This window comes from Paracidovorax valerianellae, assembly GCF_900102625.1.
GTDB lineage: Bacteria > Pseudomonadota > Gammaproteobacteria > Burkholderiales > Burkholderiaceae_C > Paracidovorax > Paracidovorax valerianellae.
The window spans coordinates 116,475-130,786 of sequence record NZ_FMZC01000012.1; the positions used below are offsets into that span (position 1 = coordinate 116,475).

General features: G+C 64.9%; 9 protein-coding genes. 6 read left to right on the plus strand and 3 right to left on the minus strand.

What is annotated here, in order from left to right:
- Positions 1 to 70 precede the first annotated feature (70 nt).
- The 4 genes from BLT03_RS17530 to BLT03_RS17545 all read left to right on the plus strand — a co-directional run bounded on the left by BLT03_RS17530 (position 71) and on the right by BLT03_RS17545 (position 5,813).
- Positions 71 to 1,903 carry an extracellular solute-binding protein gene (locus BLT03_RS17530; protein ID WP_092745040.1) on the plus strand — a complete coding sequence of 611 codons (1,833 nt, stop codon included), beginning with the start codon at positions 71 to 73 and terminating at the stop codon, positions 1,901 to 1,903.
- 64 nt (positions 1,904 to 1,967) lie between these two features.
- Positions 1,968 to 3,005, plus strand: a complete 1,038-nt coding sequence (locus tag BLT03_RS17535; RefSeq protein ID WP_092745041.1) for a microcin C ABC transporter permease YejB — start codon at positions 1,968 to 1,970, stop codon at positions 3,003 to 3,005.
- Positions 3,006 to 3,024: 19 nt separating this feature from the next.
- Positions 3,025 to 4,104, plus strand: coding sequence for an ABC transporter permease (locus tag BLT03_RS17540; protein ID WP_092745042.1), 1,080 nt, complete (start codon positions 3,025 to 3,027; stop codon positions 4,102 to 4,104).
- Positions 4,101 to 5,813: an ABC transporter ATP-binding protein gene (locus BLT03_RS17545; RefSeq protein ID WP_434802410.1), complete on the plus strand. Its 1,713-nt coding sequence runs from the start codon at positions 4,101 to 4,103 to the stop codon at positions 5,811 to 5,813. The genes BLT03_RS17540 and BLT03_RS17545 overlap by 4 nt, the downstream gene beginning before the upstream one ends.
- A gap of 137 nt (positions 5,814 to 5,950) precedes the next feature.
- On the opposite strand, the gene BLT03_RS17550 is transcribed toward BLT03_RS17545, so the two are convergent.
- From BLT03_RS17550 to BLT03_RS17560, 3 genes are read right to left on the minus strand one after another with little or no spacing between them, the layout of a single operon-like run.
- A complete protein-coding gene (locus tag BLT03_RS17550; protein WP_092745043.1) occupies positions 5,951 to 6,475 on the minus strand; it encodes a FlxA-like family protein in 525 nt (174 codons plus the stop codon).
- On the minus strand, positions 6,429 to 8,726 hold the full coding sequence (locus BLT03_RS17555; protein ID WP_092745044.1) for a diguanylate cyclase domain-containing protein: 2,298 nt from the start codon (positions 8,724 to 8,726) through the stop codon (positions 6,429 to 6,431). The genes BLT03_RS17550 and BLT03_RS17555 overlap by 47 nt, the downstream gene beginning before the upstream one ends.
- A 45-nt stretch (positions 8,727 to 8,771) precedes the next feature.
- Positions 8,772 to 9,830, minus strand: coding sequence for an AI-2E family transporter (locus BLT03_RS17560; RefSeq protein WP_092745045.1), 1,059 nt, complete (start codon positions 9,828 to 9,830; stop codon positions 8,772 to 8,774).
- A gap of 230 nt (positions 9,831 to 10,060) precedes the next feature.
- On the opposite strand from BLT03_RS17560, the gene BLT03_RS17565 reads away from it, so the two are divergent.
- Together BLT03_RS17565 and odhB are read left to right on the plus strand one after the other, a co-directional pair.
- A complete protein-coding gene (locus BLT03_RS17565) occupies positions 10,061 to 12,940 on the plus strand; it encodes a 2-oxoglutarate dehydrogenase E1 component (RefSeq protein WP_092745046.1) in 2,880 nt (959 codons plus the stop codon).
- A gap of 51 nt (positions 12,941 to 12,991) precedes the next feature.
- On the plus strand, positions 12,992 to 14,269 hold the full coding sequence (gene odhB / locus BLT03_RS17570) for a 2-oxoglutarate dehydrogenase complex dihydrolipoyllysine-residue succinyltransferase (RefSeq protein ID WP_092745047.1): 1,278 nt from the start codon (positions 12,992 to 12,994) through the stop codon (positions 14,267 to 14,269).
- Positions 14,270 to 14,312: the final 43 nt, after the last annotated feature.

Sequence of the window (14,312 nt, forward strand, 5' to 3'; positions counted from 1 at the left end):
GCCGACGGACCCATCGGGGCATGTGACAACGAACCGCCGGGGCGCCGCCAGCGTAGTGCAGAATTGTCGCATGCGTCTTTGGCCGATCTTGTTGCTGTGGGGGAGTGCGATGCCCGTCTGGGCCGGGCACGCCTATGCACTCTGGGGCGAGCCCCGCATGCCTGCGGGCTTCGACCACTTCGCTTATGTGAATCCCGATGCCCCCAAAGGCGGAGAGCTGCGATTGGTGAGCAACCTTCGCGTGTCCACCTTTGATAAATACAACCCGTTCACCATCAAAGGCAACGCGCCGGCCTACCTGTCGGACCTGATGTTCGACACCTTGCTCACCGGCTCCCTCGACGAGACCGCCACGGGCTATGGGTTGCTGGCGCAGGACGTCGAAGTGGCGCCCGACGGGCTTTCCGCCGTTTTCAAGCTTCGGCCCGAGGCGCGCTTTCACAATGGCAAGCCCGTGCTGGCGCAGGACGTGAAGTTCAGCTACGACACGCTGATGGGCCCCTACACCTCGCCGGCCTACAAGACTGCGCTGTTCGACGTGGCGGGCATCGATGTGCTGGACGACCGCACCGTGCGCTACCGCTTCAAGCACCCCAACCGGGAGTTGCCGCTGACGGTGGGCGGGCTGCCGGTGTTCAGCCGCGATTGGGGCGTCGAAAACGGCAAGGCGAAGCGCTTCGACCAGGTGGTGATGGACATCCCGATCGGCAGCGGCCCTTACAAGATCGGCCCGGTGCGATTCGGCAAGGACATCACCTACGTGCGCGACCCCGGCTACTGGGCGCGCGATCTCAACGTGCGCAAGGGCACCGCGAATTTCGACCGCATTCTCGTCAAGATCTACCGCGACAACACGGCGCGGCTGGAGGCCCTGAAGGCCGGTGAGTTCGACCTGATGCGATTTTTCAGCGCGGGCGACTGGGCGCGCCGCGTCACGGGCCGCAAGTTCGACAGCGGCGAACTGGTCAAGGGCGACTTCGCGCACAAGCAGCCCTCCGGCTTTCAGAGCTACGTGCTCAACACGCGCCGACCGCTGCTGCAGGACGCCCGCGTGCGGGAAGCGCTGGGGCTGGCCTACGACTTCGAGTGGATGAGCCGCCAACTGTTCTACGGGGCGTATCAGCGCATCAACGGACTGTTCGGCAACACCCTGTGCGAGACCCGTGGAACGCCCACGCCCGAAGAACTCGCGCTGATGGAGCCCTGGCGCCAAAGCATTCCAGCCAGTGCCTTCGGCCCCATGACGACCCCGCCGCGCACCGATGGCGGCACGACCCTGCGCGACAACCTGCGCCGCGCCCAGGCACTGCTGAAAGAGGCGGGGTGGGAGGTGAAGGATGGCGCGCTGCGCAATGCGCAGGGCCAGGCCATGGTGCTGGAGTACCTGGACAGTAGCGAAGGCGGCGTGCGGTCGCTGTCGTCGTGGATCCGCAACCTGCAAAAGCTCGGCATCACGCTGAACTTCCGGGCCGTGGACTTCGCGCTTTATCAGCAGCGTCTGAGTAAATTCGACTTCGATATCACCACCATCGCCTACCAGGGCAGCAACAACCCGGGTCAGGAATTGGCCGACATGTTCGGCTCCCAGGCGGCCGACACGGAAGACTCTGGCAATTTCCCGGGCGTGAAGAACAAGGCCGTGGACGCGATGATCCGGGGCATCGTTTCGGCCAAGTCCCTGGACCAGCTCTTGCCCGCCTGCCACGCGCTGGAACGCGTCATCGCGCACGAGCATTACCTGATTCCCCAATACACGGCACCCTCGCACCGCATGGTCTACAACGCCTGGCGCCTGGAGCGGCCGGCCACCCTGCCGCCGTATTCCACCGGCGAGGCCTGGGCCATCGACACGTGGTGGGCCCGCACGCCGCCCCAGACCGCGCCGGGCCCAGCGCCGCGCTGATTCGCCCCGCACATTCCCCGGCACCCCACAGTCCGCCTCAACTTTTCCACACCACACCGCTGCCATGTTCGCCTACATCCTCAAGCGCGTGCTGCTCATGTTGCCGACCCTTCTGGGCGTGCTGCTGCTGACGTTCGTGGTGATCCAGTTCGTGCCGGGCGGCCCGGTGGAGCAGTACCTGGCCGAATCCAAGGCAGGGCTTGCGCGCGGTGGCGGCGGAGCGGAAGGTGGCGGCTTGGGCTACCGGGGCGCGCAGGGCGTGGACCCGAAACGCCTGGAGCAGATCAAGGCGCTGTATGGGTTCGACAAGCCGGCGCATGAACGCTTCTGGCAGATGCTGGGCCAGTTCGCGCGCTTCGACCTGGGCCGCAGCTTCTTTCAGAACAAGGACGTGTGGCAACTGGTGAAAGAGAAGCTGCCGGTGTCCATCAGCCTGGGGTTGTGGACGTTCTTCATCAGCTATCTGGTGGCTGTGCCGCTCGGGGTGGCCAAGGCGGTGCGCGCGGGCTCGCGTTTCGACTTCATCACCACGCTCATCGTGCTGGTGGGCTACGCGATTCCGGGCTTCGTGCTGGGGGTGGCGCTGCTGGTGATCTTCGGCGGGCAGTTGCAATGGTTTCCGCTGCGCGGCCTGACCTCGGCGAACTGGGATGAGATGTCGTGGGGCGCGCGCATCGTGGACTACCTTTGGCACATCACGCTGCCCGTCACCGCAATGGTGCTGGGCAGCTTCGCGGTGACCGCCATGCTGACCAAGAACGCCTTTCTCGAAGAGATCCGCAAGCAATACGTGCTCACGGCCCGGGCCAAAGGGCTGTCCGAGCGGCAGGTGCTGTGGAAGCACGTCTTTCGCAACGCGCTCATCCCGATCATCACCGGCTTTCCGGCCGCGTTCATCGGGGCTTTCTTCGCCGGGTCGCTGTTGATCGAGACGCTGTTCTCGCTCGACGGCCTGGGCCTGCTGAGCTATGAAAGCGTGATCCGCCGCGACTATCCCGTGGTGCTGGGCACGCTGTACCTTTTCACGCTGATCGGGCTGGTGACCAAGCTGGTGAGCGATCTTTGCTACGTATGGGTGGATCCGCGTGTCAAGTTCGACTAATCCCTCCGCGCAAACAACCATGGCACCGGAGGGGCTCGCCCCGTCCGGCAACGCCCGCAATGCGGCTGCGCCTTCGCTCTCGCCGGGGCGCAGGGCATGGCGGCGTTTCAAGCGCAACCGGCTCGGCTACTGGAGCCTGATCCTGTTCAGCATGCTGGTGGCCTTGAGCCTGATGGCCGAGCTGATCAGCAACGACCGCCCACTCATCGTTCACTACGAAGGGCAGACCTATCTGCCCATGCTGCACGACTATTCCGAAAAGACTTTCGGCGGCGACTTCGACACGCCGACCGACTATCTCGACCCTTTCATCCGCGAGCGATTGGGGCAGGGCAGCAACTGGGCGCTCTACACGCTGAACCCGTACGGCCCGGACACGCTGAACTATTTCGCGAAGTCGCCCAACCCGTCCGGCCCCACGGCCCAGAACTGGCTGGGCACGGACGACCGGGGGCGCGATCTGCTCGCGCAGCTGATCTACGGCTTCCGCGTGAGCGTGCTGTTCGGCATCGCGCTCACCGTGGTGGGCGTGCTGCTGGGGGTCGTCACGGGTGCCATCCAGGGCTTTTTCGGCGGCAAGACCGATCTGGCATTCCAGCGGTTCATCGAAATCTGGGGATCGATGCCCGAGCTGTACCTGCTCATCATCTTCAGCGCGGTGTTCGCGCCCAGCGTCGGCTTGCTGCTGGTACTGCTTTCGCTCTTCGGCTGGATGGGCCTGTCGGACTATGTGCGGGCCGAATTCCTGCGCAATCGGCAATTGGATTACGTGAAGGCCGCCCGCGCGCTGGGTGTGCCCAACGGGCAGATCATCTGGCGCCACATCCTGCCCAACAGCATGACGCCGGTGGTGACGTTCCTGCCGTTTCGCATGAGCGCGGCCATCCTGGCGCTCGCCTCGCTCGACTTCCTGGGGCTGGGCGTGCCGCCCGGCACTCCGTCGCTGGGCGAGTTGCTCAACCAGGGCAAGAACAACATCGACGCCTGGTGGATTTCACTGTTCACCTTCGCGGCGCTGGTGGTCACGCTGCTGCTGCTCACCTTCATGGGCGATGCCCTGCGCGATGCGCTCGATCCCCGCAAAGCAGACCATTCATGAGCGAAGAACGCATGCACACTGCCACGCCGCAAGCCCCGGTGGCGTCCTCTTTGGCGGGCGGCCGAGCGCCTTCCGCGGCTGCCACTGCTGCGGGAGTACCGCTGCTGCAGGTGCAGGACCTGCACGTCCGCTTCGGCGACAAGGAGGTGGTGAGCGGCGTCAGCTTCGACATCGCGGCGGGCGAGAAGCTGGCGTTGGTGGGCGAGTCGGGCTCCGGCAAGACCATCACCGCGCTGTCGATCCTGCGGCTGGCGGGCGATGCCACCATCACCGGCCGAGCCCTGATGGCCGGGCACGATCTGCTCGCGCTGTCCGAGCGCGAGATGCGCGGCGTGCGCGGCGGCGACATCGCCATGGTGTTCCAGGAGCCCATGACCGCCCTCAACCCGCTCATGTCGGTGGGCGATCAGGTGGCCGAGGTGCTTCAACTCAAACAGGCCCTCTCGCGCGCGCAGGCCGGGCAGGCGGCCATCGAACTGCTGGCCAGCACCGGCATTCCAGAACCGGCCCGGCGTGCGGGCGCGTTTCCCCATCAGCTTTCGGGCGGGCAGCGCCAGCGCGCGATGATCGCCATGGCGCTCGCCAGCCGGCCGCGCTTGCTGCTGGCCGACGAGCCGACCACGGCGCTGGATGTCACGCTGCGTGGCCAGATCCTCGATCTGCTGTCCGACCTGCAGCGGCAGACGGGCATGGCCGTGCTGCTCATCACCCATGACTTGAATCTGGTGCGCCGGTTCGCCGACCGTGTGGCCGTGATGGAGCATGGCGTGCTGGTGGAGCACGGTGCTGTGGCCGACGTGTTCCGCGCGCCGCAGCACCGCTACACGCAGCGGCTGATCGGCAGCGTTCCGCGCCGCGATGTGGTGGAGGCAGCGCCCCCGGCCGATGCGGTGCCGGCGGCGCAGGCGCAGGCACTGCGTGTGGCCTACGCCACGCCACTGCCCGGCGTGCGCGGCTGGTTCAAGCGCGGCGAGTTCGTGGCCGTCAAGGGTGCTGACTTTTCCGTTGCCCATGCGCGCACCCTGGGTGTCGTCGGCGAATCGGGCTCGGGCAAATCCACGCTGGCGCAGGCGCTGCTGGGCCTGCTCCCCTACCAAGGCACCTTGAAGATAGCGGGGCAGGGCTGGCAGCAGCCGGCCACGCGCAACAGCCCAGCCAATCAGGCGCTGCGGCGTGAAGTGCAGGTGGTGTTCCAGGACCCGTTTTCGTCGCTGTCACCGCGCCTGACCGTGGAAGAGATCGTGGGCGAAGGGCTGCTCGTGCACGAACCCGGCCTGTCGCCTGCCGAGCGCCGCACGCGCGTGCAGTCGGCATTGCACGATGTGGGCTTGGCGGAAACGCAGTTCCCGGGCCTGCTCGCGCGCTACCCGCACGAGTTTTCCGGCGGGCAGCGCCAGCGGCTGGCCATTGCCCGCGCCTTGATCCTGAGCCCCCGCCTGCTTGTGCTGGACGAGCCCACCAGCGCGCTCGACGTCACCATCCAGCAGCAAGTGCTGACGCTGCTGCAGCGGCTGCAGAAAGAGCGCTCGCTGAGCTACCTGCTCATCACGCACGACGTGGCGGTGATCCGGGCGATGGCGCACGACGTGATCGTGATGAAGGACGGCGAGGTGCTGGAAACCGGCCCGGTGCATGCGGTGCTGGATGCGCCGCGGCACCCCTACACCCAGCGGCTGGTTTCCGCGGCCGGGTTGGATGGCCTGGGCTGATCCAAAGCCTTTTTGCCTGCTGCCGCCGTGTTTATTGCCTCTTTTGCTATTAATTTAATAGCAAATTGACGTGATGATGCCGCGGTGCGGATGACCAGGGCGCCCTTGGTGCTGGTCGTTGCAAGGGTCTGTGAATGTCAGGCGTAAGTATCGACCTGCGTGCCCAGGTTGGGCGGGGAGGGGGGCGTTTTCTTCTCGGCCGTTTGCATCTGCTGCATGGCCTTCTCCATCGCCTTTTGCTGCTGCTCTTGCTGCTGTGCCTGCTGAATGGCTTGAATCTGCTGCTGCACCAGTTGAATCTGGTTTTGCAGCGCCTGCATTCTCTGCTGCTTGGCTTTGGCTTCGGTCTGATTCGCTGACTGGCCGGCTTCTGCAGATGCCTGCTTCAGATCGGCCGTCAGGTCCTTGAGCTGCTTTTGCAGCGCCGCGATGTCGCTGTTCGATGTGCCCGAAGAACGGCTGGCCGAGATGTTGGAAGAGGTGCCGGAGGCAGAGGCGATGGAAAGAGACATATGGGTGGTATCGGCGAGGATTTGCGATAACTGAAGGGCACGCCGGGCTTTTATTTTTGCGGAAGGCGGCGAGCGGTATGAATCGGCTGTTGGCCCGTCGCGGCTATTCGGTGGCTGCTGTGGCGGCTGGCCCGGCAACGTCTGCCGCATGGGGTGCCGAGACGATGCTGGGTTCCTGGTCCGCGCCCTCGAACAGGCGGAAATGCCCGCGTCCTGCCCGCTTGGCGGCATACATCGCCATGTCGGCGCTGCGGGCCAATTCTTCGAAGCTGCGGCCATGTTGCGGGAACAGGGCGATACCGCCGCTCAGGTGAATGCGCCGGGCGTTGCCTTGCAGATCGAAGGGCGGCTCGCAGGCCGCCATGATCTTGTGCGACACCAGGCAAGCCTGCTCGGCGTTGTCCAGGCTGGGCAGGAGAACGACGAATTCGTCGCCGCCCTGACGGCACACGGTGTCCGAATGCCGGACTGCGCCTTTGAAGCGGCGTGCGACCTGTACCAGCAGCACATCGCCCGCATCGTGCCCGAGCGTGTCGTTGACCTGCTTGAAACCGTCCAGGTCGATGTACATCAGCGCCAGGCTTCGGTTGTCGCGTATCGCATGCGCAATGGCCTGCTGCGCGCGATCCTGCAGCAGCACGCGATTGGGCAGGTCGGTCAGCACGTCGTATTGGGCCAGATGCGCCATGCGGCGCGACATTTCCATGGCTTCCGTCACGTCGCGCAGCACCATCACGGTCCCAGTGACGTGGCCGTGGCGGTCCATGATCGGGCTCACCGATTTTTCGATGTCGATGCGCCTCCCGTCCCGGCACTGCAGCACGAAACCCCGCTCGGACGGCTGGGGCGTGCCTTGCGCCAGCGCCTTGCGCGTAGGGCTCACGCTGCCTTCGTTGCCTGGCTGCAGCAGCGGAACGACATCGTCGATGTCCGACCCCGCAGCGTGAAAGGCCTGCCACCCGGTCATCTTTTCGGCGACCGGGTTGATGTAGGTGACTTGGCCCTCGGCGTCGGTGCAGATGACCGCATCGCCGATGGACTGCAGGGTCAGCCGGATCAGCTCTTTCTCTTCGAACAGCAAGTCTTCCATGCGCTTGCGGTCGGTCAGGTCGTCGATCTGCACGAAGATGCCCTGCACCTCGTCGCCCTCCTTGTCGGGGATGTACGAGACGAGCGTGTGGCGCACCTCGCCGGAGGGCAGCGGCACCGTGCGTTCGAACACCTGCTTGTGCCCTTTCAGGGCCTGCTGGATATGGGTCAGCGCGTGGTTGTAGGTGTTCTGGTCCAGCACCTCCAGCAGCTTCACGTCGGGCATGCGCTCCGGTGAAACGCCCAGCCAGTCCATGTAGGCCTGGTTGGCAAATCGGTTGCGCTGGTCCTTGTCCCAATAGCTCACCAGCGACGGCAGGTTGTCCAGGATCGTGCGCATGTCGTGCTCGGCCTGCTTCAATTGGGCGGCGATGGCCTGGCGGCGCTGCAACTCTCTAGCGAACAGGGCGGACAGACCCAGGCAGGCCGCCATCAGCAGCACGGCGAACGCGCCGAGCACCTTGGCGCTGGCGCGCCATTTGGCGAGGATGTTGTCGGCGGACTGGCCCACGCTCACCACCAGGGGATAGCCGCCGATGCGGCGGAACGTGTGCAGCCGTTCGGTTCCATCCTTGGCATCCTGCGCCGTGAAGCTGCCGCTGTCGGAGGCTTGCAGCCGGGCGAGCAGGCTGGCGTCGTCCATCGGCTGGCCGACGTCCTTCTCTTCATAGGGAAACCGCGCCACCGCAATACCGTCGCGGGTGCTCCAAAGATCCACGCGGCTCATCGGCCCGACGTCGATCGAGGCGAACAGTTCCTTGAAGTAGCTGATCCGGACGGTGCCCACCACCACGCCGCCGAAGCTGCCATCGGGCCGGTAATAGGCGCGGCTGATGGGCAGGCTGTACATGCCCGTCACGCGGCCCTGGATCGGCTTGCCGACGTAAACGCCCTCGCGTTCGACGTCCTTGTGGACCTGGAAATACTCCCGGTCTGCCAGATTGAGCGTGATCGGCTCCAGGCTGGTGGAGCGCATCAGCACGTCGCCTTTGTCGTCCAGCACCGCCACCGCGCCCAGGCCCGGGGTGTGCAGCGAATGGTCGAACAGGAAGGTGTTGCGCATCTCCGGGCCCAGACTCGGCAGGCCCGGGTCGGACAGGCTCTTGGCCACCCCGATCAATGAATAGTCGAAGCCATCCAAAGTGCGCTTGATGTTCTGCTCCACCGTGCGCGCCAGGCTGGCGTTGGTTTGCAACGCATAAGACCAAGCGTCGTCCCGGATCGTGAGGATCGCCCGGGCGAACAGCGCACCGATGCCTGCCGAGAGCACGAGGGCCAGCAGGACGAGGCGGCGAGGCGAAATCTGGGGCATGGCGGATGGCAGCCGGCCAGGTGCCGGCGGGTGCCGCAGTGCAGGCTACTTTAGCGAGGATTCAGGCGGTTGCGAGAACAGATCCCAGGTGGCGATGAACAGGGCAGCGATCACCGGGCCGATCACGAAGCCCGTCAGGCCGAACAGCGCCATGCCGCCCAGCGTGGAAATGAGCACGATGTAGTCCGGCATCTTCGTGTCCTTGCCCACCAGCACGGGGCGCAGCGCGTTGTCCACCAGCCCGATCACGCACACGCAGAACGCTACCAGCACCGAGCCTTGCCAGACGGCGCCTGTGGCGAAGAAATAGATCGCCACCGGTCCCCAGATCAGGCCGGCGCCGATGGCGGGCAGCAGCGACAGGAACGCCATCAGCACGCCCCAGAGGATGGGGCCCTGGATGCCGAGAATCCAGAAGATCCCGCCGCCCAGCGCGCCTTGAACCGCCGCCACCACGATGTTGCCTTTGACCGTGGCGCGGATCACCGTGGTGAACTTGCTGGCCAGCTGGCGCTTGTGCTCTTCGTCGAGCGGCACCGCCTGGCGAATGCGATTCACCAGCGAACTGCCGTCGCGCAGCAGGAAAAACAGCAGGTACAGCATGATGCCGAAGCTCACGATGAACTGCAGCGTGTTCTGGCCCACGTCCAGCGCCTTCGTCGCCACGAACTGGCCGGCCTGCACCGAAACCGACGACAGCTTGGCTTCCACCTCGGCGGCGGTCGTCAGATTGAAGCGGTCCAGCAGCCCCAGCAGCCACGAGGGCAGTGCGCCCAGCACCTGCTGCACGTAGGCCCCGAAGTTGAGCTGCCCGGTCTTCATGCGCTCATAGATCAGCCCGGCCTCCTGCACCAGTGAAATGGTGATGAAGGTCATGGGCAGGATCACGATCACCAGGCACAGTCCCAGCGTGCACAGCGCCGCCAGGTTGCGCCGGCGTGGCATGCGCCGCAGCAGGCGCCGGTGCAGCGGCGTGAAAAGAATTGCCAGGATCACCCCCCAGAACACCGCCCCGTGGAACGGCCACAGGATGGCGAAAAACGCGACCGTCACCGCGATGAGAAGGAGCAAAAGGGTGCGGCTTTGCAGGGTGGGTGAGTTCATATGGGCGGTAACAGCGAAAGCAGAAATGTAAGCGACGCGCATGACACGGCCGAGCAGGAACACGCGCTTACGCCCCGTAGGGCGCGCTGGTGAGTGTTCGGTGGCACAATGGCGCCCGCACCCCCGGCCCTTCCCCAGCCACAGTCGCATCCGCCAATCGGTTCAGCCGTGTCGCGGAAGGTTTACCCACCAGCTAATGCTTCCCCAAGGGAAGCGGAGGTCAGCGGAATATGAGCGATACGACATCCGTATACCAAGCCTACCAAGGCAACACCTATCTTTTCGGCGGCAACGCGCCTTATGTCGAAGAGATGTACGAGAACTATCTCGTCAACCCCGGCAGCGTGCCAGACACGTGGCGCGAATACTTCGACGCCCTGCAGCATGTGCCAGCCGTCGATGGCTCCAACGCCAAGGACGTCCCCCATCTTCCCGTCGTCAATGCTTTCGCAGAGCGCGCCAAGCAAGGCGGCACGAAGGTCGTGGTGGCCACCGGCGCCGACTCCGAACTTGGCCGCAAGCGCACCGCCGTCCAGCAGCTGATCTCCGCGTACCGCAACGTCGGCCAACGCTGGGCCGATCTGGACCCCCTCAAGCGCACCGAGCGCCCCGCCATTCCTGAGCTCGAAGCCTCGTTCTACGGCTTCACCGATGCCGACCAGGAAACGGTGTTCAACACCAGCAACACCTTCTTCGGCAAAGAATCGATGCCGCTGCGCGAACTGACCAACGCGCTGCGCGAAACGTACTGCGGCTCGATCGGTGTCGAGTACATGTATGCCACCGACCAGAACCAAAAGCGCTGGTGGCAGGAAAAGCTCGAAACCATCCGCAGCAAGCCCAGCTTCGGCCCCGACAAGAAAAAGCACATCCTGGACCGTCTCACGGCCGCTGAAGGCCTCGAGCGCTTCCTGCACACGAAATACGTCGGCCAAAAGCGCTTCTCGCTCGAAGGCGGCGAAAGCTTCATCGCGGCCATGGATGAGCTCATCCAGGCCGCCGGCACCAAGGGCGTGCAGGAAATCGTGATCGGCATGGCCCACCGCGGCCGCCTGAACGTGCTGGTGAACACGCTGGGCAAGATGCCCAAGGACCTGTTCGCCGAGTTCGACCACACCGCTCCGGAAGACCTGCCGTCCGGCGACGTGAAGTACCACCAAGGTTTCAGTTCGGACGTCAGCACCCCTGGCGGCCCGGTGCACTTGTCGCTGGCCTTCAATCCATCCCATCTGGAAATCGTGAACCCCGTCGTGGAAGGCTCCGTGCGCGCACGCATGGACCGCCGCGCCGATCCACACGGCAAGCAGGTGCTGCCTGTACTGGTGCACGGCGATGCCGCTTTCGCCGGCCAGGGCGTGATCCAGGAAACGCTGGCGCTGGCCCAGACCCGTGGCTATTCCACGGGGGGCACGGTGCACATCGTGATCAACAACCAGATCGGTTTCACCACCTCCGATCCACGCGACAGCCGCTCCACGCTGTATTGCACGGACGTGGTCAAGATGATCGAGTCGCCCGTGCTGCACGTGAACGGCGACGATCCTGAAGCCGTCGTGTTCGCCACCCAGCTCGCCCTGGAATTCCGCATGGAGTTCCAGAAGGACGTGGTCGTGGACATCATCTGCTTCCGCAAGCTGGGCCACAACGAGCAGGACACCCCCGCGCTCACCCAGCCGCTGATGTACAAGAAGATCGGCGCACACCCAGGCACCCGCAAGCTTTATGCCGACAAGCTGGCCACGCAGGGCATGGGCGAAACGCTGGGCGACGACATGGCCAAGGCCTATCGGGCCGCCATGGACGCTGGCAAGCACACGGTCGATCCGGTGCTGACCAACTTCAAGAGCAAGTACGCCGTGGACTGGAGCCCGTTCCTGGGCAAGAAGTGGACCGACGCCGGCGACACCGCCATTCCGCTCGCCGAGTGGAAGCGCCTGTCCGAAAAGATCACCACCATTCCTGAAGGCGTGACGCCGCACCAACTGGTCAAGAAGGTGTATGACGACCGCGCTGCCATGGGCCGCGGCGACATTCCCGTCGACTGGGGCATGGGCGAGCACATGGCTTTCGCTTCGCTGGTGGCCAGCGGCTTCCCGGTGCGCCTTTCGGGCGAAGACTGCGGCCGCGGCACGTTCACGCACCGCCACTCGGTCATCCATGACCAAAAGCGCGAAAAGTGGGACACGGGCACCTACGTGCCGCTGCAGAACGTGAGCGAGAACCAGGCTCCGTTCGTCGTGATCGACTCGATCCTGTCGGAAGAGGCGGTGCTGGGCTTCGAATACGGCTATGCCTCCAACGACCCCAACACGCTCGTGATCTGGGAAGCGCAGTTCGGCGACTTCGCCAACGGCGCGCAGGTGGTGATCGACCAGTTCATCGCTTCCGGCGAAGTGAAGTGGGGCCGCGTGAACGGCATCACGCTGATGCTGCCGCACGGCTACGAAGGCCAGGGCCCCGAGCACAGCTCGGCCCGCCTGGAGCGCTTCATGCAGCTGTCGGCCGACGCCAACATGCAAGTGGTGCAGCCCACCACGGCCAGCCAGATCTTCCACGTGCTGCGCCGCCAGATGGTCCGCCACCTGCGCAAGCCGCTGATCATCATGACGCCGAAGTCGCTGCTGCGTAACAAGGACGCGACCTCGCCGCTGTCAGAGTTCACCAAGGGCAGCTTCCAGACGGTGATTCCGGAGCAGAACGAAGCCATCGACAAGAAGGCCGACAAGATCAAGCGCGTCATCGCCTGCTCGGGCAAGGTGTACTACGACCTGGTCAAGAAGCGCGAAGAGAAAGAAGCCGACGACGTCGTCATCCTGCGCGTGGAACAGCTCTATCCGTTCCCGCACAAGGCTTTCGCTGCCGAGCTGAAGAAGTACCCGAACGCCACCGACATCGTGTGGTGCCAGGACGAGCCGCAGAACCAGGGCGCCTGGTTCTTCGTGCAGCACTACATCCACGAGAACATGCTCGACGGCCAGAAGCTGGGTTATTCCGGCCGCGCCGCCTCGGCGTCTCCCGCGGTCGGCTACTCGCACCTGCACCAGGAGCAGCAAAAGGCTCTGGTGGACGGCGCGTTCGCAAAGCTCAAGGGGTTTGTCCTGACCAAGTAAGGCCGGAAACCCGAACACACAAAAGCAGAAACAATCCCCGAAAGAATTCCCATGGCTATCGTTGAAGTCAAAGTCCCCCAACTGTCCGAATCCGTGGCGGAAGCCACCATGCTCACGTGGAAGAAGAAGGCCGGCGAGGCCGTCGCCATCGATGAGATCCTGATCGAAATCGAAACCGACAAGGTCGTGCTCGAAGTGCCCGCGCCGTCCGCCGGCGTGCTGGCAGAAATCGTGCAGGGCGACGGCGCCACCGTGGTGGCCGACCAGCTCATCGCAAAGATCGACACCGAAGGCAAGGCCGGCGCCGCAGCGCCAGCCGCCGCAGCCCCTGCCGCCGCGCCCGCCGCTGCACCGGCACCAGCCACGGCTGCAGCCCCCGCCGCCGCTGGCGGCTCCAAGGGCGATGTGGCCATGCCGGCCGCTGCCAAGCTGCTGGCCGACAACAACCTGTCGGTCTCTTCCGTGGCCGGCACGGGCAAGGACGGCCGCGTGACCAAGGGCGACGTACTGGGCGCCGTGGCCTCCGGCGCTGCCAAGCCAGCCGCCGCCCCCGCAGCGATCCCCACCGGCGTGCCCACGAAGGCGCTGCCCCAGGTGGCTGCACCGGCCGCCAAGGAAGACCTGAGCGGCCGTCCGGAGCAGCGCGTGCCCATGAGCCGCCTGCGTGCCCGCGTGGCCGAGCGCCTGCTGCAATCGCAATCGACCAACGCGATCCTGACCACGTTCAATGAAGTGAACATGGCCCCCGTGATGGACATGCGCAAGAAGTTCCAGGACGCGTTCACCAAGGAACACGGCGTGAAGATCGGCTTCATGAGCTTCTTCGTGAAGGCCGCCGTGCACGCCTTGAAGAAGTATCCGGTGCTGAACGCTTCGGTCGATGGCAACGACATCGTCTACCACGGCTACTTCGACATCGGCATCGCCGTGGGCTCGCCCCGTGGCCTGGTGGTGCCGATCCTGCGCAATGCCGACCAGATGACGTTCGCCGACATCGAAAAGAAGATCGCCGAGTTCGGTCAGAAGGCCAAGGACGGCAAGCTGGGCATCGAAGAGATGACCGGCGGCACGTTCTCTATCTCCAATGGCGGCACGTTCGGCTCGATGCTGTCCACGCCCATCATCAACCCGCCCCAGTCGGCCATCCTGGGCGTGCACGCCACCAAGGACCGCGCCGTGGTGGAGAACGGCCAGATCGTCATCCGTCCGATGAACTACCTGGCCATGTCGTACGACCACCGCATCATCGACGGCCGTGAAGCTGTGCTCGGCCTGGTGGCCATGAAGGAAGCGCTGGAAGACCCATCGCGCCTGCTGTTCGACATCTGATCCCCCCTGGATGACCCACCCGCGTGGCCCGGCCGTTGGCCGT